The organism is Arthrobacter sp. TmtSoilC48 (assembly GCF_059739425.1).
In genome coordinates, this window is record NZ_AP046049.1 from 1680163 (window position 1) to 1704338 (window position 24176).

Consider the following 24176-nt stretch of genomic DNA (forward strand, 5'->3'; position numbering starts at 1 on the left):
AAGATCACTACATGCCACAGAACACAGCACTCAGCACCCTGTTGGACGCCGGCCAGGACCTCGTCCTGGATGGGGCCCTTGCCACCGAATTGGAGGCCCACGGCTGTGATCTTGAGGATGCCCTATGGTCGGCCAAGGTCCTGCTGGAACAGCCACACCTGATCAAGCAGGTCCACCGGGACTATTTCGACGCCGGTGCCTCCGTGGCGATCACAGCGAGCTACCAGGCAACTCCCCAGGGGTTTGCGCGTCGCGGGCTATCCGTGGAGGAATCGCTGGAGTTGGTGGCCCGGAGCGTCCGACTGGCCGACGAGGCCCGCCGCGAGCACGCTGCGGCGAACCCTTCCAGCGGCCCTCTTCTGGTGGCCGGATCCGTAGGTCCCTACGGCGCCTATCTGGCTGACGGCTCGGAATACCGGGGCGACTACACCCTGAGCGGTGCGGAGTTCATGGATTTCCACCGCCCGCGCATCGCCGCCCTTGTGGATGCCGGGGCGGACTTCCTGGCGTGCGAGACCCTGCCGTCGTTCGCCGAAGCGGAGGCGCTGTTGGCGCTCGTGGCGGAGTTCGACGTCGAATCCTGGTTTACGTTCACCCTGCGGGATGCGGAGCACATCAGTGATGGAACGCCGCTGGCGGACGTGGCTGCGCTGCTCCGCACGGAACCGCGGGTAGCCGCCGTCGGGGTTAACTGTGTGCCGCTGGAACTGGTGACCTCGGCGCTGGGGACGCTGAACGAAGTATCGGACAAACCGTTGGTCGCATACCCGAACTCGGGGGAGACGTACGACGCCGTCACCAAGACGTGGCGCCCTTCCGCAGGTGGCCACGGCACGACTACCCTCGCCGGGAACGCCGCTGGCTGGCGCGAGCGTGGAGCCCGGCTGATCGGTGGCTGCTGCCGCACGACGCCGCAGGACATCGCGGAGCTGGCGGCAAACATGACGTCAAGTGACCTTGGGTGAACGCAGGTGCCGCACAACCGCACGCAACATTGAAGGCCTGGCGGCGAATATGACGTCACGTGACCCTGCGTGAACGTTGGTTTCCATGGGATTGAAGCGGAAATATGACAGTCCCTACTGTGAACTTATGACCTTTCCGGAATGGTCCTTCCTTGCCCCGAACGGGCGATGTCAAGGGGCCTGATCTTCGCCCCTTTTCGCATCCCACATCTCCTTAGGACCTCCCCATGGCAAACACCCCCGAGTCACAGAAGCCCGATTCCGGCACCACCCGCATCGTCGCTGGTGAGACCAACAAGCCCAAGCGCCGCCGCGGCCTTGAGATCGGCCTGGCCGTCGGCTTGGCCCTGCTGATCGGTGCAGGCGCCGCAGTGGCCTCCGTCGTCTCCCAGAACAACCAGGCCGCCCCGGCTCCTACGACGTCCCCGGCTGCCGAGCTCAAGCTCGGCTACTTCAGCAACGTCACCCACGGCCCGGCCCTGGTTGGCATCAGCAAAGGCATCATCGCCAAGGACCTCGGCGATACCAAGCTCAGCACCCAGATCTTCAACGCCGGCCCTGCCGCGATCGAAGCCTTGAACGCCGGCGCCATCGACGCCACCTACATCGGCCCCAACCCGGCCATCAACTCGTTCGTCAAGAGCAACGGCGAGTCCGTCAGCATCATCGCCGGCGCAGCAGCAGGCGGAGCCCAGCTGGTGGTCAAGCCCGAAATCAACTCCGCGGCTGACCTCAAGGGCAAAGTCCTCGCATCTCCGCAGCTTGGCGGGACGCAGGACGTAGCCCTCCGCGCATGGTTGGGCCACCAGGGCTACAAGACCAACCCGGACGGCAGCGGCGACGTCAACATCAACCCGACCGAAAACGCCCAGACCCTGAAGCTCTTCCAGGACGGAAAGCTCGACGGCGCGTGGTTGCCTGAGCCGTGGGCCTCCCGTTTGGTCCTGGAAGCAGGCGCGAAAGTCCTCGTAGACGAGAAAGACCTGTGGGACAAGGGCGAATTCACCACCACCATCCTGATCGTGAACAAGAAATTCGCCGCTGAGCACCCGGAAACCGTGAAGGCACTGCTCAAGGGCCATGTTGAATCCGTGAACTGGCTGAACTCCGCAACGCCAGAAGAGAAGGCCAGCACCATCAACGCGGTCCTCAAGGACACGGCCGGCAAGCCGCTCCCCGCCAACGTGATCGACCGCGCACTGAAGAACATCACCTTCACCACTGACCCGCTCGCGGGAACGTACAAGAAGCTCCTCCAGGACGGTGTGGACGCCGGCACCACCAAAGCCGCCGACATCAACGGCATCTTCGACCTCCGGGCATTGAACGAAGTAGAGGGCAAGAAAACGTCCGCTGCAGGGCTCGGCCAGGACTAAGCACCAACCGGCTGGTCCGCTTCCCCTCCGGAATACGGGTGGGGGAGCGGGCCGGCCTTCAGCCATATCAGCTCCACCAATCAACACGAAGGACGGGACCATGCCAGTCGTACTCGAGAACCTGGGCAAGCGCTTCGGCGACGGCGCCCCGGTGCTGGACGACGTCAACGCCACGATCGCGCAGGGCGAGTTCGTTGCCCTCCTCGGTGCGTCCGGCTGCGGCAAGTCCACGCTACTGAACATCATGGCGGGACTTGAGCATCCGACGTCGGGCGCCCTTGAAGTGCCCAGCGACGGCGCGGCGTTCATGTTCCAGGACTCGGCACTGTTCCCGTGGTTGACGGCGCGAGGCAACATCGAGCTGGCACTTCAGCTGGCTGACAAGTCCAGCACCAAGGCCAGCCGCCGGGAACGGGCAACCGAACTGCTGGAGCTTGTCCACCTCGGCGGCGCCGGCGACAAGCGTCCGCATGAACTGTCCGGTGGCATGCGGCAACGCGTTGCCCTTGCACGTTCCTTGGCACAGGACCGGCAGCTGTTGTTGATGGACGAGCCCTTCGCGGCCCTTGACGCGATTACCCGCGACCTCTTGCACGACGAACTCGAGCGGATCTGGAAGGAAACCGGCCGCACCATCGTGTTCGTGACGCACAACGTTCGCGAGGCTGTCCGGTTGGGCCAGCGCGTGCTGCTTTTGTCCTCGCGTCCCGGCCGTGTTGTCGCCGAATGGGATGTGACCGAGGAACACCGAACCGATGCTGGTCGTGCCGGGGAGCTGACCGGAGTCATTACCCGCCGGCTACGCGAGGAGATCCGCCGCCATGCCAAGTAATCCCACCACTACCCAGGAGCGGACCCTGCCCGTGAGCGAATCCAGCGAGCATATTACGTCGCCGTCCTTGAAGGGCAACCCCTCCGAACTGCGCGACCTCGAAGCGGGCCTGGACAACCTCCAGTCCGATACCGGACGTAAGGCCGGCATCGAATGGAAGCGCGTACTGCTGCCGATCGCAGCCTTGGTAGTCCTCGTCCTCGCCTGGCAGTTCTACGTCTCCCTCGGCCTTAAGCGACGTGACCAGGTTCCCGGGCCCCTTGATGTGCTCAACCAGCTGGTGACACTCTGGGGTGAAGGCAGGGTTCAGGAATCGGTGTGGACTTCGTTGCAGCGCGGCTTGATCGGCTTCCTGATTTCGGTGGTGGTTGCTACCCCTGTGGGTCTGTTGCTGGCTCAGGTTGCTCCTCTCCGCCGCGCGTTTGGGCCGCTGATTTCCGGGCTTCAGGTCCTGCCGTCCGTGGCTTGGGTGCCGGCCGCGATCATCTGGTTCGGCCTGACCGATGGCACCGTCTACTTCGTGGTCCTCATGGGTGCGATTCCGTCGATCATCAACGGCCTCATCTCCGGTGTGGACCAGATCCCGCCGCAATACCGCAGCGTGGGTACTGTGCTCGGTGCGAACCGGCTGCAGATGGCCCTGCAGATCGTCCTTCCCGCAGCACTGCCCGGGTACATCGGCGGATTGAAGCAGGGCTGGGCTTTCTCCTGGCGCTCGTTGATGGCCGCGGAAATCATCGCTGTCGGTGGCACTATCGGCTTCGGTTTGGGCTCGCTGCTTGATCAAGGACGTGCACTGTCCGACATGGCCGTGGTCATGTCCGCCATCCTGTTGATCCTGGCTGTGGGCATCCTGATCGAGCTCCTCGTCTTCGGCCCGATCGAAAAGCGCCTCCTCCAGCGTCGTGGTTTGCTGGCGGGCAGCAGCCGCTAGGGTCCCGTTCTTAAAGCAACGCGGGGTCAGATACAGCCCATGTTGAAGCTAAACATGGGCCGTAACTGACCCCGCGTTGCTTTGGCTGGCTAGAATCGGCGAATGGGCCTTCTAACGTTCAGCATCAACGTCACTTTGGATGGTTGCGTCGACCACCGTGAGGGCATCGCCGACGACGAGACGCATGCCCATTACACCCGGCTCCTGGAGGAGAGCGGCGCGATGCTCTGGGGCCGCACCACGTACGAAATGATGGAGGCCTACTGGCCGCTGGTGGCCCGTGGCGAAGTCGATGCGCCGCCTGCCCTGCGCGATTGGGCCCTCACACTGGAGACCAAGCCCAAATACGTGGTCTCGGCGACCCGTAGTGACTTCCCGTGGACCAACAGCCACCACGTTGTCGGCGAGCTGCGAACGGCGGTGCAGGAACTCAAGGACCGGACTCCCCGCGGCGTGCTTGTGGGCAGCGGCAAACTTGCCACCGAGCTGGACCGGCTGGACCTGATCGATGAGTACAAATTCCTCATCCACCCCATGATCACCGGGCACGGCCCAACCCTGTACCAAGGCGGACTGCCCACCACCCGACGCCTCGAACTGATCTCTGCCGAGCCGCTGAGCAACGGCGCGGTGGCCATGCACTACCGACGCGCCGGATAAGTTTTTTCGCGAGGAATTCCTGGGCCGTCTCACGAGTTGTCCCGGACATGCACAACAAACGGATCGGCTTCCTTTCCTTCGGCCATTGGGCACGCGTCCCTGGTTCACTGGTGCCGTCGGCCGGTGAAGCAATCAAGCAGGGCATCGAACTGGCGGTGGCCGCAGAGGAACTGGGGATCGATGGGGCGTTCTTCCGTGTGCACCACTTTGCCCGGCAGCAAGCGTCCCCGTTCCCGCTGCTCGCCGCCATCGCGGCAAGGACCAGCACCATCGAGATGGGCACCGGCGTGATCGACATGCGCTATGAAAACCCGCTGTACATGGCGGAGGAGGCTGCGGCCACGGACCTGATCAGCGATGGCCGGCTTCAGCTCGGAGTAAGCCGTGGTTCACCCGAGCCTGCCCTGAACGGAGCCGCCAACTTTGGCTATGTTCCGAACGAGGGCGAGGACGCAGGCGACATGGCGCGGCGCCACACCGCGCTGTTCCGCAAGGCCATTGCCGGGCACGGGGTTGCCCAGGCTGATCCCCACTACGCAGGCGGAGCCACTGGACTTCTGCCCATCCAGCCACTCTCTCCAGGACTTCCACAGCGGATCTGGTGGGGTGCCGGAACCCGCAAGACGGCAGTCTGGGCCGCCGAGCAAGGCATGAACCTCATGAGTTCCACGCTCCTGACCGAAGATACCGGCGTCCCGTTCGACCAATTGCAAGCCGAGCAGATCCACCTGTTCCGCGAAGCCTGGGCAGCTGCCGGGCACGACTTCGAGCCCCGCGTTTCCGTCAGCCGCAGCATCCTGCCGATCGTCGATGAGGTGGACAACCGGTACTTCGGCCTTCGCGCCCAAGCGGACCGGCAGGACCAGGTTGGAATTCTCGACGGCGCGTTGTCCCGTTTCGGGAAGAGCTACATCGGCGAGCCGGACGAGTTGGCAGAAGAACTCGCAGCCGATGCAGCCGTCCAGGCTGCCGATACCGTCCTGCTGACGGTGCCCAACCAACTTGGGGTGGAGTACAACGCGAAGCTCCTGGGGAACGTCGCGAAGTACATCGCACCTGCTTTTGGCTGGGCCCGACAAACGCCTGAGTCCCGACAAAACGCCTGAGTTACGCCTACGAAGCGGCGGGCAGCCGCCCGATGCCCGCCGCTTCCACAGCAGTGTCCGAAACACCAGCATCCGAAACCCCAGCATTCGAAACCCCAGACCCGGAAACCCCGGACCCCGAAACTGCAGGCCCGTCCACGAAAACCCGGTAACCCCGTTCGTGATCGAAGCCGTGGATCTCCCGCGTGTCCAAAGCAGCCATGAACTCCAACGTCTGCCGCGTGATGACCTGGCCCGGGACAAGGATGGGGAAGCCGGGCGGGTACGGCGTGACGAAGCCGGCGGAAATGACTTCCTGCCCGGCACGCACTGCAAGGGCAAGCTCGTCGGCGGACAAGTAGGCCGTGGATTCGGGCTTGTAGCTTTCGAAGTAGGCTGCGCGGATATCCCCGTCTTCGCAGGCATCGTCCACACGGAACCGCGCCGCGAAGGTGCTGAAGTCCGGGAGCGGTGGTGTCTGCCCAACCACCCCTGATGCTCCGGCCTGCGGCGACACAGGCGAAAGCACAGGAACCGTCCGGGGTCGCGCTGAGGGATGCGGGCTTTCGAAACCTTCGGCGAGTTTGACCAGCACCTCGATCAAGTACGCCACGGAACTCCGCGAGGTGCCGATGTTGGTCATGAACAGCACAGTGTTCCGGGACGTCTTGTTCACCTGGATTCCGTGATCGTCCATGAGGTAGCTGTGGCGGAACGTGTCGCCGTCGATGCCTGTCCTGCTGATGTCCAGCGTGAGGCGGCTGGGATCAATGACGAACTCATCGCGCTGCCAGGCGTCCTCAAGTTCCGCCAATCCCTCCCGCAGCGGCATGGCGGCGCTGGTTTCCCGGTATTGAGGCTCGATAAGGTCCCGCGAGGTCAACACCCGGAAGTATTTCTTCAGCAGGGGATGCCGTGCAACGGCTTGCGCGACGGAAACGGCGAGGTCGGATTGCTTCTGGACCAAACCGAAACCTTCCAGCTCCACCTGTCGACGGCCAATGTCCAGGGACGCCAGGATTTGGTAGTTGGGCGAGGTGGAGGTGTGGGTCATGTACGCCTCGCGGAAGGACTCCTGGTTGGAGGCCATGAAGTCCTGGTCGTACACGTGGATCATCGAACCCTGGCGCAAGGACGTCAGGGTCTTATGCGTGGACTGGGTGGCGTAGACCCTGATGCGTGCCTTCGCAGGGTTGGGAATCAGCCGCGTGTTCAGCCAGGCCTCATCATCAACGGGTTCACCGGTGACAGGGTCATGCAGGGCCGCTGCCTGGCCGGCGTACCGGGCCGCGTAGGCAGGGTTGCTGAAGGAGGCTTCCAGCGCGGCTGCTGAAGCCATTGCCGTTCGACGCCGGTAGATGGGGTGGGAGCGGGCGAAAGCAAACCATGCCTCGTCCCAGAGGAAAACCAGGTCGGGTTTGATGGCCAGGCATTCCTCCATGACACGCTCGACGTCGTAAACGATTCCGTCAAAGGTGCAGTTGGTGAGCGTGACCATTTTGACTTCATGCAATCGTCCGGCCCGCCGGTACTCAAGCAGCCTGCGCTTCAAACTGGCCAAGGGCACAGCGCCATAGAAGGCGTACTTGTCCAAGGGGTAGGCATCCAGATATGAAACGCGGGCACCAGCGAGCACGAAGGCGTAGTGGTGGGACTTGTGGCAGTTTCGATCAACCAGCACAACGTCGCCAGGAGCCAGCAGAGACTGATGAACGATCTTGTTGGCCGTGGACGTGCCATTGGTAACGAAGTAGGTTCTCTGCGCTCCGAAGGCCCGGGCGGCGAGGTCCTGCGCCTGCTTGATGGATCCATGCGGGTCCAGGAGCGAATCGAGGCCGCCGGACGTCGCCGAAGTCTCTGCCAAAAGCAGGTTTGTCCCGTAGAAATCGGCCATGTCCCGGATCCAAGGGGAGTTCCCTACGGATCCGCCACGCGAAATGGGCAGCGCGTGGAAGACGCTTGCAGGCCGTCGGCTGTAATCCTGGAGAGCTGTGAAGAAGGGAGCCTCGTATCGTTCCGCAACCCCGGACAACAGGGACAAGTGCAGGTCCAAGTGATCCTGCCTGCGAAAAATCCTTCGGAACTTCCTGGTCAGCGATCCGGCCAGGGACTCGATGGAAACGCCTGCAACGAGGTAGACGTCCAGCTCAGGCCTGAGACCGGATATTTCCTCGGCCAGGCCAAGGATCCGTTTGACGGGTCGCAAGGCCTGTAGGCCTTCGGGCGTGTGCCCGGCCAGGAACCGGCGGAGGTCGCTGCCAAGCTGCTGGGAGCTGCGAACGGAGAAGCCGGGACGCAGGATCACTGCCTGGATGTCGGGGTTAAGAAGGACGGCGACCAACGCGTCTTCGTAGCTGGGAACCACATTGATTTCGTACGTGAAAGCATCGGAAGGGCGTCGCTGGGCTGCCATGCTGCCTTTCAGTGCCTCCGCTTCCTGGGGCGTGATGTTGTCCACCATCAGGACCTCAAAGCGGGGTCGTTCAGCCTGCTCGGCTGGTGCAACCTCGTCCTCCAGCGACTCCTGGACAAGCCCGGATGATGAACCTTGCTCCGCTCCGGAAGCCAACGGAAGGTGCGCCAAACCGCCCAGAAGTTCCAGCGCGGCGTGGGGGTCGCCGTCGTTCACCAGGTGGCGCAACTGGGCCACAGCCGCAACGCCCGGCTCTGCCCAGTAGGGCTCCACGGCTTCCAGCAGCGCAAAGGTCCGGCTGATCTGGGAGTGCAGACCTGAGTCGGAGGATCCTGCGTAAGGGTCCAAGGCAAGCTGCTTGATGGCATATCCCAGGAACTCCCAAGCATCGGCGCGCGACCGCCAGGCGCGGCTGGGCGTGCCAATTTTTGGAAGGGGGGAGAGGGTGCTCATGTGACGTGTGTTCTCTTTCAAACTGAGGGCGGGTTCAAAGCGGACTGTTCATTACGGATTCGGCCCCTGTGGGCGTACCAGCCACCCACCAGCAGCGGCGCCAGCACCAGCAGGGACGCGAGCACCCAGCGGCCTGTTTCCGAGAAGCCCATGGTGATCAGGACAAAGGCCAGGAATCCGAGGGTGAGATAGGAGGTAAAGGGGGCGCCGAACAGCCGGAACGCGGGCCTGGTGACTTTGCCGCTCCGCACCCAGGCCTGCAGCTTGATGTGGCAGAGCATGATGGTGGCCCAACCGCCGATGATGCCCAGCGCAGAGACCTCGAGCACGATTTCAAAGACCTGCGACGGAACGATCGCATTCAGGCCCACGCCCATCAAGGTGATGACAGCAGTCAGCAGGATGCCGCCGTAAGGGACGCCGGAAGCGCTGATGCGGGCGGTGAAGCGCGGCGCCGAGCCCTTGATTGCCATGGAACGCAGGATCCGGCCGGTGGAGTACAGGCCAGCATTGAGGCTAGAGAGAGCGGCGGTCAGAACCACGAAGTTCATCACGGAGGCCGAGATCGCGCCGGCCTGGGGATCGCCAAGGTGCGAGAAGAAGGTCACGAACGGCGACTCACCGGACTTGTAGGACGTGAAAGGCAGCAGAAGGGAGAGCAACAGGACGGAGCCGACGTAGAAAATGCCGATACGGAGAACCACCGTGTTGACGGCTTTGGGCATGACCTTGTGCGGGTTGGCGGTTTCGCCGGCGGCCGTTCCCACCAACTCAACAGCTGCGTACGCGAAGACGACGCCGCTGATTGCCAGGAGTGGCGCCACCGCGCCCATGGGAAAGAGGCCCCCGTTGTCCGCAATGACGTTCAGGCCGGGAACGCCCACGTCCGTCCTGCCACCAAGGACGATGAAGCAGATTCCGACGACGAGGAAGGCTACCAGCGCACCGACCTTGATGAGGGCGAACCAGAACTCCATCTCACCGAAGATCTTTACCGACACGAGGTTCAAGGCCAGCACTACAACCAGTGCGATGAGGGCGATGAGCCACTGCGGGACGTCGTTGATCGGCTGCCAGAACTGGCCCCAAAACTTCACGTACAGGGCCACCGCGGTCACATCCACAATGGAGGTCATGGCCCAGTTCAGGAAGTACAGCCAACCAGCCGTGTAGGCCATTTTCTCGCCGTAAAACTCACGGGCATAGGAAACGAACGAGCCTGAGGCCGGGCGGTAGAGAACCAGCTCGCCCAAGGCGCGCAGGATGAGGAAGGCAAAGAATCCGCATACCGCATACACCAGGATCAAGGCCGGGCCTGAACCATTGAGGCGGCCTCCGGCTCCCATGAAAAGCCCCGTGCCGATCGCGCCGCCTATGGCGATCATTTGGATCTGGCGGGGTTTGAGGGTCTTCCGGTAGCCCGATTCTTCCGTTGAGAAGTCGTGGCCCGGCTTCTGGGCAACAAGCAGGGTGCCGGCCTCGTCGGACCGGTCGGGCGCAGCAGAATGCGCTGAAACTGACGTGGGTATCACTGGGGGTCTCCTTTGACTCCGGCGCCGCCGTCGGCAGCTCAACAGTTCCGAACGGCACAAACCTGCTGAGTGCACAGGCAGAACACACAGTGTTTGTGGCGTTGGGGACAGTAAATAACTCTAGATCTCAGGGGAATCGCGCAAATTGGCTGGCGAACCAAATTCGGGCCCCGGCTCTTGTGCCAGCTGGACAACACTGGTGTCCTGAAGGCCCTGTAATGTTTCTGGCTGTGCGCGATTGCGCAGGAGCATGGGCAGGACTTCTTCAATGGCGAAGGATGTCCGGTTGACCCGAATTGAATACGAGAGGAAGCGATAGCTTCGTTGAAGGCCCTGGACATTGACGACGACGGAGTCGTCACCTTGCTGAGCGATGTACTTGAAGACCTGGGCGTGGACAACGCACGGTTATTGCTTGCCCCGGACGCGGACAACCTGACAGTTCGTGAAACGGTCATTGTGGATGCAGAAGACGAGGATGCCACCCGTCCCGGGTCCTTGGTGATGCTTATCGGTGCCCGTGGACGTGTGGCGCTGCCGGCAATCCGGAGGATCATCGGCGGCAGGCCCACGGCCGTCGCCGTCAAGGGAAACGAACGTGAACTCGAAGCCGTGGCGGAACTGCTGCAATCCACCGGCATTGGATTGGTAGCAGTAGCTCCCGGCCTCCGCTGGGACAAGTTTGAAAGCGTCGCTGTGGACCGTATCCGGGAACGCGGTGTGTCCGGGGATAACCCCACCACGGTGCACAGGGACTTGTTCGCCATCGCCCAAACAACCGCAACCCTGACCAACGGCCACGTAGTGATCGAGGATCCGGGAAACAGGGTCCTCGCGTACTCGCCGGCATCCAACGATGTTGACGAGCTCCGGCGCCTGTCCATCCTTGCGCGGCGCGGACCGGAGCGGTACCAGAAACTCCTCAAGGAATCAGGCGTCTACAAGCACCTTCAGGCCACAGAAGAACCCGTCCATGTGGAGGCCAACCCTGATGCCGGCCTTCGGGAACGCGTGGCCATTGGCATCCATGCGGGGAGCCGGGTGATGGGCTACATCTGGCTGCAGGAAGGTGCCGAGCCGTTGGCGCCGAATACTGACAGGCTGATGATCGGTGCTGCCCGGCATGCCGCCATTGAGCTGGTGCGCCACCGGAACCAGCAATCCCAGTCGATGCGCGAAGACAGGGTGTCCAGCCTGCTCAGCGGAACGGCGCAGGTTCACTCGCAGGCCCAGTCCGCAGGAATAGACCCCTCCAAACCGGCCGCCTTGGTGCTGATTTCGGCGGGCGGGCTGGACCAGAGCGCCCCGGGGCAACAGCTCAGAAGGGGTGAGCTCTCCAACCTCGCATCCATCCACGCGGCGGCGTACCGTCCGGGAGCAGTGGTGGGGGCCTTGGGCACGGAAACGGCGATCATCCTGCCGGATCTGGACCCGGTAAAGTCACTGCCCGCCATCAACCGGCTGGTCAATACGATTGTGCGCGACGCCACGACCCACCTTCATTTCCAGGTCCAGGCCGCCGTGGGCCCGATTGTTCCGCGGCTGGACGCCCTGTACGCCACGCTTGACCACGTCCGCAGTGTCCTCAAGGTGTTGCAGAGCACCCCGTCCATCCGTGTTGCTTCCTACCGGGATGTCGAAACCACGGTCCTCACCAACGAATTGCTGGATCTGCTGGAAACCCGGAAGGGGCTGCGGCACCAAGGCATAGCGAAGCTCTGCGACCGATACCCGGAGTTCGCTTTGACACTGCTCACATACCTCGAATTCTTTGGCGATGTGAACCGCTGCGCGGAGGAACTGGCCATCCACCGCAACACCGTCCACTACCGGCTCCGACGCGCCTGCGAAGAGGCTGGCCTGGACCTGCAGTCCGCGGACGAACGATTGCTTGCCCATCTCCAGATACGACTTTGGACCTACGCAGAGGCCAGGAGCTAGAACCTTGGACATCCAGAATCTCCTTGACGACATCGTCGGGGCAGTACAGCCGCACGTCGGGCAAGGCAACGTTGCCGACTACATTCCGCAGCTGGGAGCAGTAGACCCCCACCAGTTCGGCATCTCCATCGCAACCCGGGACGGTGACGTCTACTCTTCAGGGGACGCGCATGTGCCCTTCTCCATCCAAAGCATTTCCAAGGTGTTCGCCCTCGCCCTGGTGTTAGCCTTCGACGGCGATGGCATCTGGAAGCGCGTCTTCCGTGAACCTTCGGGCAACCCGTTCAACTCGTTGATCCAGTTGGAGAGCGAGGAAGGGATCCCCCGGAACCCCTTCATCAACGCCGGCGCGATCGTCGTCAGTGACCGGCTCCTCAGCGTCACGGGAAGCGCCGCCCTGGCTGTCCGCGACCTGATGCGCCGCGAAACCGGCAACTCCATCGTGGACGCGGACCACTACGTAGCGGCGTCGGAACTCCGCAACAGCCACCGCAACGCCTCACTGGCCCACTTCCTTGCCAGCTGCGGCAACCTGGAGAACCCGGTAGAAGCCGTCCTCGAGTCCTATGTGGAGCAGTGTGCCCTGGCCATGACCTGCGAAGACCTGGCGCTCGCAACCCGGTTCCTGGCCGCCAACGGTGTTGGAGCAGACGGCACACGATTGCTGTCCCCAGCGCAGACCAAGCGGATCAATGCAGTCATGCTCACCTGCGGGACCTACGACGCCGCCGGCGAATTCGCTTATCGCGTTGGGCTTCCGGGGAAGAGCGGTGTCGGGGGAGGAATCGTGGCAGTGGTGCCCAATAAATGCGCCATCAGTGTGTGGAGCCCGGGCCTGGGGCGGTCCGGCAACTCGGTGGCAGGGGTTGCAGCCTTGGACGAATTCACGACGCGCACGGGCTGGTCTGTTTTCTAGAGGTAGTGGTTTCCGGACGTTTGCCCAAGGAAACAAGGGATGAAGCGTATATGACGCTGGATTACCCAGCGTTACCGGGTGTTTCCGAGCCTTTGAAGCATATTACGGGCCCGCCCTACAGTTTTTTTATGGCAATACAGGACATTTACCCCACGGCACTGCGGCTGCTCGGCCGCCCGGTGCTGGTTGTGGGCGGCGGGCCCGTCGCGGAGCGCCGTGCCAAGGGACTGCTCGACGCCGGTGCGAAAGTTACCGTTGTCGCTCCCGTTGCCTCCGAAAACCTCCGCGGCCTCGCCAACGCTGGACTCCTCATCTGGGAACCGCGCGAGTACCGCACGTCGGACCTCGACGGCGTCTGGTTCGTTCAGACCGCCACGGGCACTGCTGCTGTGGACACCCAGGTAGCAGCCGACGCCGAAGCGCAGCGCATCTGGTGCGTCAACGCCTCGGACCACGAATCATCAGCTGCCTGGACGCCCGCAGTGGCCGTGGTGGATGACGTCAAGATCGCCATCAATGCCGGGGGAGACCCACGCCGCGCCATGGCGCTCCGCGATGCTGTTGCCACTGCCTTGGAAACCGGCGACCTGCCGCTGCGTCGTCACCGCAAGCCGGACGCCGCTGGCAAAGCGCCTGCTGGTTCTGTAGCACTCGTTGGCGGCGGCCCTGGCGACTCGGGACTCATCACAGTCCGGGGTCGACGCTTGCTCGGCCAGGCCGACGTCGTGGTTGCAGACCGTCTTGGCCCGCGTGAGCTGCTCAAGGAACTGGCTCCGGACGTCCGCGTGATCGAGGTCGGCAAGACGCCGGGCCATCACCCGGTGCCGCAGCTTGAGATCAACCGCATCCTCGTGGACGAAGCCCTCAAGGGCAACCGCGTGGTCCGCCTCAAAGGTGGCGACCCCTATGTCCTGGGCCGCGGTGGCGAGGAAGCAGAGTTCTGCCGGCAGAACGGCGTCGAGGTTGAAGTGGTGTCCGGCGTGACGTCGGCGATTTCGGTTCCCGCCGCCGCTGGTATTCCCGTCACGCATCGCGGCCTGGCCAAGGGTTTCAGCGTCGTGACCGGCCACGAAGAACTTTCCGAAGTCCCTGCACGGCCGGACCACACTGTGGTTTTGCTCATGGGAGTGGCCCAATTGCGCGAGTCCGCCGCTGCCCTGGCTGGCTCGGGTCTGCCTTTGGACACTCCAGTAGGTATCGTTGAGAACGGGTATTTGCCGGATCAGCGCGTCACCATCGGCACGTTGGGATCCATCGCGGACCAGGCTGAGGCCGTCGGCGTGGCCAATCCTGCGGTGATCGTGATCGGCGATGTTGTCCGTGTCAGCCCCTTCGCCCCACAGCATTTCAAGACCGCTGACTACAGCACGATTACTCCCAACCGACCCCGCGTCCGCACCAACTGAGAAGAAGAAGGAACACAGCCGTGTCAATTAGCACCCCCGTAGGTTCTGCGGACCGTCCGCTTCGCGTCGCCGTCATCGGCTCCGGCCCTGCCGGCGTGTACGCAGCAGACATCCTGACCAAGAGCGAGGCCGTCAAGAGTGGCGAACTCAACGTCAGCATCGACCTCTTTGACCGCTACCCGGCACCCTATGGCCTGATCCGCTACGGCGTCGCTCCGGACCACCCCCGCATCAAGGGCATCGTCAACGCCCTGCACAAGGTCCTGGACCGCGGCGACATCCGCTTCTTCGGCAACGTTGACTACGGCACGGACATCTCCATCGAGGACCTGCGCAAGCACTATGACGCCGTCATCTTCGCCACGGGCGCCATCAAGGACGCGGACCTGAACATACCGGGCATCGAGCTTGAGGGTTCCTTCGGCGGCGCCGACTTCGTCTCCTGGTACGACGGCCACCCGGACGTTCCCCGCGAATGGCCGCTGGACGCCAAGGAAATTGCTGTCCTCGGCAACGGAAACGTGGCCCTTGACGTGGCCCGTGTCCTCTCCAAGCACGCCGATGACCTGCTGGTCACCGAAATCCCGGACAACGTCTATGCAGGCCTGAAGAATTCCCCGGTCACAGACGTCCACGTCTTCGGCCGCCGCGGCCCGGCGCAGGTGAAGTTCACCCCGCTGGAACTCCGCGAACTTTCGCACTCCAAGGACGTGGACATCATCCTCTACGCCGAGGACTTCGAATTCGACGAAGAGTCCGACCGCCAGGTCCAGACGAACAACCAGACCAAGACCATGGTTGGCACGCTCACCAACTGGATCGCCGAGCAGCCCGAGGACCTCTCCGAGCTCAAGGCCTCCCGTCGCCTGCACCTGCACTTCCTGCACAGCCCGGTCGAGATCGTTGACTCCCCGGAAGCCCCGGGCAAGGTTGCCGGCATCAAGTTCGAGCGCACCGAGCTGGACGGCACGGGCAACGCCCGCGGCACCGGCGAGTTCGTCGACTACCCGGTCCAGGCCGTGTACCGCGCCATCGGCTACTTCGGTTCGGCCCTGCCGGACGTCGAGTTCGACCACAAGAAGGGCGTCGTGACCAACGACGGCGGCCGCGTCCTCGACGCCGACGGTCAGCACGTGCCGGGCCTCTACGCGACCGGTTGGATCAAGCGTGGTCCCGTGGGCCTCATCGGCCACACCAAGGGTGATGCCCTTGAAACGGTGACGTACCTTTTGGAGGACCGCGAAAACCTGCCGTTCGCCGAGGTTCCTGCGGCAGACGCCGTCGTGGATTTGCTCGACTCCCGCGGCGTGCAGTTCACCAGCTGGGAAGGCTGGCTGGCTCTGGACGCCCACGAGCTCGCGCTCGGCGCAGCAGCCACTGAGGCCGGCGGCTCCCACGGTGTTGAGGTCACGCGTGAGCGCATCAAGGTTGTGCCGCGCGAGGACATGGTCAACATCTCCCGCGACGGGGTCTCCGCCCAGGTCTAAACCAACGCGGGGTCACTTACAGCCCATTCCGGGTCTTCGGATGGGCTGTAAGTGACCCCGCGTTGCTTTAACCTGAGGTATGGACGTCGTAGTCATCGAAACCACGGCATTGGGGGACCGCAGTTACCTGGTGCATGACGGCAAAGTTGCTCTGGTCATTGATCCGCAGCGGGACACCGACCGCGTTGAAGCAGCCGCGCGTGCCGCTGGCGTCCGGATCACGCATGTGGCCGAAACCCATCTCCACAACGACTACGTCACCGGCGGCCTGGTTTTGGCTGAAAAACATGGCGCCCAGTACCTCGTCAACGCCGCCGACCACGTTGCGTTTGATCGCGTCCCGGTCACCGACGGTCAAGTCATCAGTGTGGGGCACCTACTCGTGAAGGTGCTCGCAACGCCCGGACACACGCACACGCACCTCTCGTACGTGGTGCGGGATGACACGCACGACGGCGGCACTGAGGCTGTGTTTTCCGGCGGCAGCTTGCTCTACGGTTCAGTCGGGAGAACGGACCTGGTCTCGCCCGATGACACAGCAAAGTTGGCCCACGATCAGTACTCTTCGGTCCGGCGTCTTGTTTCCTCGGCATCACGGGACGCCGCCTTGTATCCAACACACGGCTTCGGATCCTTCTGCTCCGTGGGGCCCTCCAGCAAGGTCAAGGCCTCAACCATTGGCGAACAAGCCGCCGCCAACCATGCCCTGACTGATCAGGACGAGGACCATTTTGTGGCCGAATTGCTGGAGAACATCACAGCCTATCCGGCCTACTACGCGCACATGAGCCCCCTCAACGCCGCAGGCCCCGGTGCAGCGAACTTGCACGTGCCTGATTCCGTGGACGCCGCAGAGCTGGGCCGGCGCCTGGAGTCAGGGGAGTGGGTGGTGGATCTGCGGCACAGAGTGGCCTTCGCGGACAGCCATCTCCAAGGCAGCGTGAGCTTCGAATACGGGCGCGGCGACAACTTCACCAGCTACCTCGGGTGGGTGATCCCGTGGAATCAACCCCTTACCTTGCTGGGCCCGTTGGATGAGGTGGAGAAGGCGATCCGCGATTTGGCGAGAATTGGCATCGATGGTCCGGATGCCGCCGTCGGGCCTGGCGCCACGCCTCTGAACATTGGTGCGCTGGCGCCCGGGCATCCACGGGCGTCGTATCCGCACTCGGACTGGGCCGGTCTCGCCAAGGACAGGGCACCGGAGGACGTGGTCCTGGATGTTCGCCGCCCTGATGAATTCGCGGCGTCGCATGTCAAGGGTGCGCTGAACATTCCGGTTTACGAGTTGATCAGCAGGACCACTGAGGTGCCGGACGCCAGGATCTGGGTGCACTGTGCCACGGGATACCGGGCGAGTGTCGCAGCCAGCCTCCTGGACCGGGCGGGACGGGACGTGGTCCTGATCAACGCGCGGTTCAGGGACGCTGCCGGGGTGGGAATCGAGACTGTGCCATAGACGTTGCGAGCCCGCTATTTCGTCGTTGGGCAACAACGGACAAGCGGGCCGGCAATGGGCTAATGAGGGGTCTTGTCTGCGCAGAAATCCAGGTTCCGGTAGACGCTCTGGACTGCGGCGTCGGGATCGTGGGCTTCCAAGGCATCCACCAGTTCGTCGTGGCCTTCGCGGGGGATGCCGTTGAAGCCTTCCTTGCGTTGCTGCCGGAGGAGGTCGTTGTGGAAGACCCCGCCAAAGGAGACATAGAGCTGATGCAACAGCGGATTACCGGATGCCAGGGCAACACGTTCATGGAATTCCCAATCTGCGCGGGCCCACGTGGGGTAGTCCTCTGACTGCCAGGCATCATGACGCAGGGCAAGCAGGCGGCGCATCTCGGCGATGTCTTCCACCGTTGCATGCTTGGTGGCGAGGCGGGCCGCCTGGGTGTCCAGGCCGAGCCGCACCTCCACGATGTGTTCCTGCGTGTGCTCCAGGTACATGCGCTGGGCCGCGCCGGACATTTCACTGTTGGCACGCACGTACGTGCCGTCACCGCGGCGGACTTCGAGCATGCCCGAGTGCGCCAATGCCTTGATGGCCTCGCGGAGGGTTCCCCGCGAAACGCCCAGGCTTGCCATGAGTTCAGGCTCAGCCGGGATGCGTTCCTGGAGCGGCCATTCGCCTGATTTGATCATGTCCCGCAGCTTGGCGGTGATCTCCTCGGCAAGGGCCGGGCGATGCGAAGGGGTAAGGGTCATGCTGTCCTCGGTCCGGTCTTGGTGGCAGTGCGCTTGCTCGTGAGCATGTGGCAGGTAACCATGAGCGCCACCGCCACGATGGACAGCAAGCTCAAGGGCAGCGCCCAGCCGCCCGTAGCGCTGTGGAGCAGCCCCATGCCAAAGGGGCCAATTGCCGCAATCAAGTATCCCAGCGATTGGGCGATCGTGGAGAGCGCGGTGGTTTCCGCCGTCGACCGTCCGCTTCGGCTGATGATTACCAGGACCAGCGGGAAGATGCCCAACCCGAAGCCGAAGAGCACTGCGGAGACCACCGCCAGTGAAGTGGGCAACCAGATCATGGCGGCAATGGCAACCAGCGTGGAGCTGCTTGCGAGGTAGAGGGCAGGCCGCAGCATTCCGGGCCTGGAACCGAAGGCAAGCAGGATCATGCCGGCGGCCACGGAGACCAGCTGCATGACGCCGAACTGCAGGCCGCTTTCAGAGGCACTGAGGCCCTGGGACGTGAGGATGTAGGCGAACCAGCTCATCACGGCGTAGGCGAGGAAGGCCTGGAAGGTGAAGATGGCCGTGATCAGGATGCCCAGACGGGTGCGGAGCAGGGGCCACATGGATACGCGCGGACGGTCCGTCTTGGTGGAATTCCGATGCGAGTGCAGGACCACCGGCAGGAAGCCGAGCAGTGCTGCGACCCCCAGGATTCCCCAGGCGGCAAGCCCCATGGACGGCGAACCGAGCTGCTGCGCCAAGGGAACGCTCACGGCGGCTGCGAAGGTGGCGCCGCCGGACATCGTGAAGGTGTAAAGGCCGGTCATCATGGACGTGCGGTCGGCGTAGTGCTCGCGGATGAACGACGGCATGGCCACGTTGCAGACGGCAAGTCCGGACATCGCCAGAACCGTCCCGCCGAGCAGGGCACCGGTGGCCGGCACGCCGCGCACCAGCAAACCTCCCGCCAGCAAAGCCAGGGCGATGGCGATAGCCTTCTCAACACCCACACGGCGGGTCAGCCACGAGGTTCCCAGCCCTGCAACCGCGAAGCACAGCAGCGGAATCGAGGGCAGGATTGAGGCCACCAAAGCGCCGTAGCCCAACACTTGCTGCAGCTCATGGAAGAGCGCCGCTGCGCTGGTGATTCCGGCGCGAAGGTTCAGCCCGATGAGCACCACGGCTATGATGCCGACGACGGCGACGACGCGCGTCTTGGGGACAGCCTTCACCGCGTGGGCTGTTGCCACGTTGGCGGGGGCAATCGTAGGGATGTTTCCTGTCGTGGGGGTCAGAGGGGTCGTCGCAGCCATATCTAAAGGTTAGACGTTTGACGTTTAATGTCTACACTTTTGTGGCGAATCTCTCCGGCGGTCCGGCTATGGGCGGTTACCGGGGGTTCCGTGAGCCCAGCCGCTGGACGGCCAACGCAAGCCAAAGCTGTACGCGGTCCTGCGTCTGTGACGGGTCATAGCCGGTCAGTTCGGTGATCTGGGCCAGCCGATATCGCACGGTGTTGCGGTGCAGCGTCAGGGCTTCGGCGACCGCGGCGACGGACCCGTTGTGGTTGAGGTAGCTTTCCAGTGTGGCTACGAGTTCGGCGCCGTGAGCGGCGTCGAACTTCCTCAGCGGAGTGAGCGACTCGCTGGCCATGTCGGCCAACGGAACATCCTCGCTTGCCAGCAGGAGGGACGTCAGGCTCAGCCGTTCGGGCTCGTTGACGGGCAAGCCGTGCGCCACGGCGTCGCGCGCTTCAAAGTAGCTCCAGCGCAGGCCATTCGGCTTCGTATAGGCGCCGCCGATTCCAATCACAGCATGGATCCCGGCCTCCTGCAGGTGGTCGCTCAGGCTCTTGGCCAAGGCTGTTGCGGAACTGCCGTCGTCGGTGACGACGGTCACCAGGTCCTTCCCGACGACGGCGCTAACGCCCGCTTCCAGCGCCTGGGGCAGCGAGATGCTCACCAGTTGCTTGTGGTGAGCCGTGGACTCCGCCACGAGCACCACGTTCTTCCGGGTGCTGTTGATTCCAACGCCTGCCAAACGGCGGGCGGCCTCAATGGTTTCCAAGGTGCCGTGGATGACGTCGTCCAGAACCTGCCCTGCCATGGCGCGCTGGGCCTGGCGCTGCTTGACCATGTTGTTCAGCTCGACACTGATGAGGTTCTGCGCGTAGCTCACAATCCCCGAGTCCACGAACGGCTGGCGCAACCACAATGTGCAGGCATCCCTGCGGCCGGTGGGAATCGGGTACGAAGCCCAGCCATCCGCCGTCGGGGCCGGTTTTCCGGGAACGCTGTTGTAGAGCTGCGCGCTGAACTGGGTGAGCACAACATCAGTGCGCAGCATGCTGCCCAACTGCTTCAGGAGCTCGCCCAGGCCGCCGCCGGTAAGGAGCGACCGGGCCAGGATCTGGTGTCCGGCCAAAAGCCGTTCCAGGTTTGAGTAGTGGTCAGCTGAATGCGACTCGGCCACGAGCTTTCCGATCGCGATAAAGGGAATCTCGTAAGGCACCTCAACCAGGGGCAAACCCCAACGGTTGGCTTCGGCGATGAGCGCCTCCGGAACGGCTTCGTGGGTGAGGCCGATGCCGAAGCCGATGCCCACTGCACCTGCGCGCTGGACCTGCCGGACGAATCGGCGTTGGTCGGCGGCGCTCTTCAGGCGCAGGCCCGTAGTGAGGACCAATTCCCCGCCGCTGAGGAAGCGTTGGGGATCCTCCAGCTCCGTCACGGCAACCCAACTGATGTCCTGGTTCCAGGTTGTTTCTGCGCTACCTGTTTTTCGGAGCTTCAGGGATGGGACAGCGACGAGCGAAGAGAGGGACATTGCCATGGTTATAAGCGTAACCCGGCGCTGGTCAAGCGCACTAAGGAGGGTGGGCGTGTGTGTGCAGCTGACTATTCCTTGGACCCCTCCGCTGGCATAGGCTCTGATCAGCTAAAACCCATGCCCACACACCGAAAGAGGGTTGCACACCGTGGTTCAAACCTTGCAGAACTTCATCAACGGCGAATTCGTTACGCCGGCAGGTACGGGTCTCCTGGACATCGTGAACCCCACCAACGGGGAGATCGTTGCCAAGTCGCCGATTTCGGTGCAGGCCGATGTTGACGCCGCCATGACCGCTGCCAGCGACGCCTTCAAGACGTGGAAGCACGTCACGCCGGGCCAGCGCCAGCTCATGCTGCTCAAGCTCGCCGACGCCGTGGAGGCCAACAGCGAGGAACTCGTTGAAGCGCAGCACCGCAACACCGGCCAGGTCCGGTCCCTGATCGCTTCGGAGGAAGTTGCCGCCGGCGCAGACCAGCTCCGCTTCTTCGCAGGTGCTGCACGCCTCATGGAAGGCAAGTCCGCAGGGGAGTACTTCGAGGGCCACACCTCCTACGTGCGCCGCGAACCAATCGGCGTCGTTGCCCAGGTCGCGCCGTGGAACTACCCGTTCCTGATGGCCATCTGGAAGATCGGCCCCGCCCTTGCAGCCGGCAACACCGTTGTTCTCAAGCCCTCGGACACCACCCCGGAATCCACCCTGGTCCTGGCTCGCCTCGCCGGAGAGATCTTCCCCGCCGGCGTGCTCAACGTTGTGCTCGGCACCGGCGAAACCGGCGCCATGATGGTTGACCACAAGGTTCCCGGCCTGGTGTCCATCACCGGTTCCGTCCGCGCCGGCATCGCCGTTGCGAGCGGCGCGGCCAAGGGCCTCAAGCGTGCACACCTGGAGCTTGGCGGCAAGGCTCCGGCCATTGTCTTCAAGGACGCCGACATCAAGAAGAGCGCTGCGGCCATCGCAGAATTCGCCTTCTTCAACGCCGGCCAGGACTGCACGGCCATCACCCGTGTGCTGATCGAGGACGAGATCCACGATGACATGGTGGCGGCCATGGTTGAGCACACCAAGACCTTGCACACTGGTTCGGAGAACGACGAAGACAACTACTTCGGACCGCTCAACAACGTCAACCACTTCAACGCCGTCACCTCCGTGGTGGAACACCTCCCGGCCAACTGCAAGATCGAAACCGGCGGCCACCGCGCGGGCGAGAAGGGCTTCTTCTTCGAGCCCACCATCATCACCGGCGCCAAGCAGACCGACGACATCGTCCAGAAGGAAACCTTCGGGCCCGTCATCACTGTCCAGAAGTTCAGCACCGAAGCCGAAGCGCTCGAGCTGGCAAACGACGTCGAATACGCCCTGGCATCCAGCGTCTGGACCACCGACCACGGCACTGCCATGCGCATGAGCCGCGACCTGGACTTCGGTGCAGTCTGGATCAACACCCACATCCTCCTGACGGCAGAGATGCCCCACGGTGGCTTCAAGCAGTCCGGCTACGGCAAGGACCTCTCCATGTACGGCGTCGAGGACTACACGCGCATCAAGCATGTGATGAGTGCACTGGACGCATAACACCAATGCATAACGCACTCGCATAACGCGTTCGCGTACCCCTCCACCCCCTGGCTTCCCAGAAAGGCAATCACCCCATGACCACTACCGCGAACGAACTCTCGTACCGCATCGAGCAGAAGCGCAACATCAACGGCGCCTTCCCCGGCCCCAAGTCGCAGGCACTGGCCGAGCGTCGCTCCGCCGTCGTTGCTGCCGGCGTCGCTTCCGGCGTCCCCGTTTACGTTGAAGACGCCGACGGCGGCATCATCCGCGACGTCGACGGCAACTCCTTCATCGACCTCGGCTCCGGCATCGCCGTGACCAGCGTCGGCGCGTCCGATCCCGCCGTCGTCGCCGCTGTCCAGGAAGCTGCTGCGCACTTCACGCACACCTGCTTCATGGTGACCCCGTACGAGGGTTACGTAGCTGTGGCCGAGCAGCTCAACCGCCTCACCCCGGGCGACCACGCCAAGCGCACGGTGCTGTTCAACTCCGGCGCTGAAGCAGTGGAGAACGCCGTCAAGGTTGCACGCCTGGCTACCGGCCGCGACGCAGTGGTTGCCTTCGACCACGCTTACCACGGCCGCACCAACCTGACCATGGCACTTACCGCCAAGGCCATGCCGTACAAGACCAACTTCGGCCCGTTCGCGCCCGAGGTGTACCGCATGCCCATGAGCTACCCGTTCCGTGAAGAGAACCCGGAAATCACGGGTGCCGAGGCCGCCAAGCGCGCCATCACCATGATCGAGAAGCAGATCGGTGGCGACCAGGTTGCCGCTATCATCATCGAGCCCATCCAGGGCGAGGGTGGCTTCATCGTTCCGGCCGAAGGCTTCCTCCCGGCTCTGTCCGCATGGGCCAAGGAAAAGGGCATCGTCTTCATCGCCGACGAGGTCCAGTCCGGCTTCTGCCGCACCGGCGAATGGTTCGCCGTTGACCACGAAGGTGTTGTCCCGGACATCATCACCATGGCCAAGGGCATCGCCGGCGGCCTCCCGCTGTCCGCGATCACCGGCCGCGCCGACCTGCTCGACGCCGTACACCCGGGCGGCCTCGGCGGCACCTACGGTGGCAACCCGGTTGCTTGCGCAGCAGCACTTGCAGCCATCGACACCATGGAACAGCACGACCTCAACGGCCGGGCCCGCCACATCGAAGAGCTCGCCCTGGGCAAGCTCCGCGAACTGGCCGAAGAAGTTTCCGTGGTTGGCGACATCCGCGGCCGTGGCGCCATGCTGGCGATCGAACTTGTCCAGCCCGGCTCCAAGGAACCGAACGCCGAGCTCACCAAGGCTGTAGCCGCTGCTTGCCTCCAGGAAGGCGTCATTATCCTGACCTGTGGCACCTACGGCAACGTGATCCGCCTGCTTCCGCCGCTCGTGATCAGCGATGAGCTGCTCATCGACGGCCTCGAGGTCCTCGCTGCAGCCATCAAGGCCAACGCGTAAGATTTTCTAGCTGTAACGCAGGAGGGCCGGGTTTTCCCGGCCCTCCTCGTGCGTTTAACGCCGGGTTCGAGGGAAAGCGCTGAGTTCGCCGGAGGTTTCCGGGCGGTCTGGCACCTTTCCCGCGTCCTCGGCGTCCTCGTTGCAGGAAGCGCACGACGGCGGAGCCCGC

General features: G+C 63.5%; 18 protein-coding genes. 13 read left to right on the top strand and 5 right to left on the bottom strand.

Annotated elements, in window-relative coordinates:
• Nucleotides 1-11: 11 nt before the first annotated feature.
• The 6 genes from mmuM (at nucleotide 12) to AC6I97_RS07995 (ending at nucleotide 5873) form a co-directional block, all read left to right on the top strand.
• Nucleotides 12-965: a homocysteine S-methyltransferase gene (mmuM, locus tag AC6I97_RS07970; protein WP_497944626.1), complete on the top strand. Its 954-nt coding sequence runs from the start codon at nucleotides 12-14 to the stop codon at nucleotides 963-965.
• 227 nt (nucleotides 966-1192) lie between these two features.
• On the top strand, nucleotides 1193-2341 hold the full coding sequence (locus AC6I97_RS07975) for an ABC transporter substrate-binding protein (RefSeq protein WP_224088456.1): 1149 nt from the start codon (nucleotides 1193-1195) through the stop codon (nucleotides 2339-2341).
• Nucleotides 2342-2441: 100 nt separating this feature from the next.
• Nucleotides 2442-3173 carry an ABC transporter ATP-binding protein gene (locus AC6I97_RS07980; RefSeq protein WP_224165081.1) on the top strand — a complete coding sequence of 244 codons (732 nt, stop codon included), beginning with the start codon at nucleotides 2442-2444 and terminating at the stop codon, nucleotides 3171-3173.
• On the top strand, nucleotides 3163-4107 hold the full coding sequence (locus AC6I97_RS07985; protein WP_497944627.1) for an ABC transporter permease: 945 nt from the start codon (nucleotides 3163-3165) through the stop codon (nucleotides 4105-4107). The genes AC6I97_RS07980 and AC6I97_RS07985 overlap by 11 nt, the downstream gene beginning before the upstream one ends.
• 102 nt (nucleotides 4108-4209) lie before the next feature.
• A complete protein-coding gene (locus AC6I97_RS07990) occupies nucleotides 4210-4767 on the top strand; it encodes a dihydrofolate reductase family protein (RefSeq protein ID WP_497944628.1) in 558 nt (185 codons plus the stop codon).
• A gap of 47 nt (nucleotides 4768-4814) precedes the next feature.
• The gene (locus tag AC6I97_RS07995; RefSeq protein ID WP_497944629.1) at nucleotides 4815-5873 is read left to right on the top strand and encodes an LLM class flavin-dependent oxidoreductase; all 1059 of its coding nucleotides are present in this window, start codon (nucleotides 4815-4817) and stop codon (nucleotides 5871-5873) included.
• A gap of 7 nt (nucleotides 5874-5880) precedes the next feature.
• Here the strand turns inward: AC6I97_RS07995 and AC6I97_RS08000 are convergent, their stop codons facing one another.
• Together AC6I97_RS08000 and AC6I97_RS08005 are read right to left on the bottom strand one after the other, a co-directional pair.
• Entirely contained in the window at nucleotides 5881-8718 is a 2838-nt protein-coding gene (locus tag AC6I97_RS08000; protein WP_497944630.1) for an aminotransferase class I/II-fold pyridoxal phosphate-dependent enzyme, read from the bottom strand.
• 17 nt (nucleotides 8719-8735) lie between these two features.
• Nucleotides 8736-10187, bottom strand: coding sequence for an amino acid permease (locus AC6I97_RS08005; RefSeq protein WP_497946984.1), 1452 nt, complete (start codon nucleotides 10185-10187; stop codon nucleotides 8736-8738).
• Nucleotides 10188-10574: 387 nt separating this feature from the next.
• Here AC6I97_RS08005 and AC6I97_RS08010 point away from each other — a divergent pair, with 387 nt between their 5' ends.
• The 5 genes from AC6I97_RS08010 (at nucleotide 10575) to AC6I97_RS08030 (ending at nucleotide 17459) form a co-directional block, all read left to right on the top strand.
• A complete protein-coding gene (locus AC6I97_RS08010; RefSeq protein ID WP_497944631.1) occupies nucleotides 10575-12191 on the top strand; it encodes a PucR family transcriptional regulator in 1617 nt (538 codons plus the stop codon).
• 4 nt (nucleotides 12192-12195) lie between these two features.
• On the top strand, nucleotides 12196-13107 hold the full coding sequence (locus AC6I97_RS08015; protein ID WP_497944632.1) for a glutaminase: 912 nt from the start codon (nucleotides 12196-12198) through the stop codon (nucleotides 13105-13107).
• A gap of 128 nt (nucleotides 13108-13235) precedes the next feature.
• Complete coding sequence (gene cobA / locus AC6I97_RS08020; protein WP_497944633.1) at nucleotides 13236-14513, top strand: uroporphyrinogen-III C-methyltransferase; 1278 nt, start codon at nucleotides 13236-13238, stop codon at nucleotides 14511-14513.
• A 20-nt stretch (nucleotides 14514-14533) separates the two neighbouring features.
• Nucleotides 14534-16000: an FAD-dependent oxidoreductase gene (locus AC6I97_RS08025; RefSeq protein WP_497944634.1), complete on the top strand. Its 1467-nt coding sequence runs from the start codon at nucleotides 14534-14536 to the stop codon at nucleotides 15998-16000.
• Between the two features lie 79 nt (nucleotides 16001-16079).
• Nucleotides 16080-17459, top strand: coding sequence for an MBL fold metallo-hydrolase (locus AC6I97_RS08030; RefSeq protein ID WP_497944635.1), 1380 nt, complete (start codon nucleotides 16080-16082; stop codon nucleotides 17457-17459).
• 59 nt (nucleotides 17460-17518) lie between these two features.
• Here AC6I97_RS08030 and AC6I97_RS08035 read toward each other — a convergent pair whose 3' ends face one another.
• The 3 genes from AC6I97_RS08035 to AC6I97_RS08045 all read right to left on the bottom strand — a co-directional run bounded on the left by AC6I97_RS08035 (nucleotide 17519) and on the right by AC6I97_RS08045 (nucleotide 20998).
• Nucleotides 17519-18199: a FadR/GntR family transcriptional regulator gene (locus AC6I97_RS08035; protein ID WP_224088446.1), complete on the bottom strand. Its 681-nt coding sequence runs from the start codon at nucleotides 18197-18199 to the stop codon at nucleotides 17519-17521.
• Nucleotides 18196-19479, bottom strand: coding sequence for an MFS transporter (locus AC6I97_RS08040; protein ID WP_497944636.1), 1284 nt, complete (start codon nucleotides 19477-19479; stop codon nucleotides 18196-18198). Before AC6I97_RS08040 ends, AC6I97_RS08035 begins: the two co-directional genes overlap by 4 nt.
• A 76-nt stretch (nucleotides 19480-19555) precedes the next feature.
• Nucleotides 19556-20998 (bottom strand): PucR family transcriptional regulator, encoded by a 1443-nt coding sequence (locus tag AC6I97_RS08045; RefSeq protein ID WP_224088444.1) that lies wholly within the window; start codon nucleotides 20996-20998, stop codon nucleotides 19556-19558.
• Nucleotides 20999-21143: 145 nt separating this feature from the next.
• Between AC6I97_RS08045 and AC6I97_RS08050 the strand changes: the two genes are divergently transcribed.
• Entirely contained in the window at nucleotides 21144-22574 is a 1431-nt protein-coding gene (locus AC6I97_RS08050; protein WP_497944637.1) for a gamma-aminobutyraldehyde dehydrogenase, read from the top strand.
• Nucleotides 22575-22651: 77 nt separating this feature from the next.
• Nucleotides 22652-24007 carry a 4-aminobutyrate--2-oxoglutarate transaminase gene (gene gabT, locus AC6I97_RS08055; protein ID WP_497944638.1) on the top strand — a complete coding sequence of 452 codons (1356 nt, stop codon included), beginning with the start codon at nucleotides 22652-22654 and terminating at the stop codon, nucleotides 24005-24007.
• Nucleotides 24008-24176 lie beyond the last annotated feature (169 nt).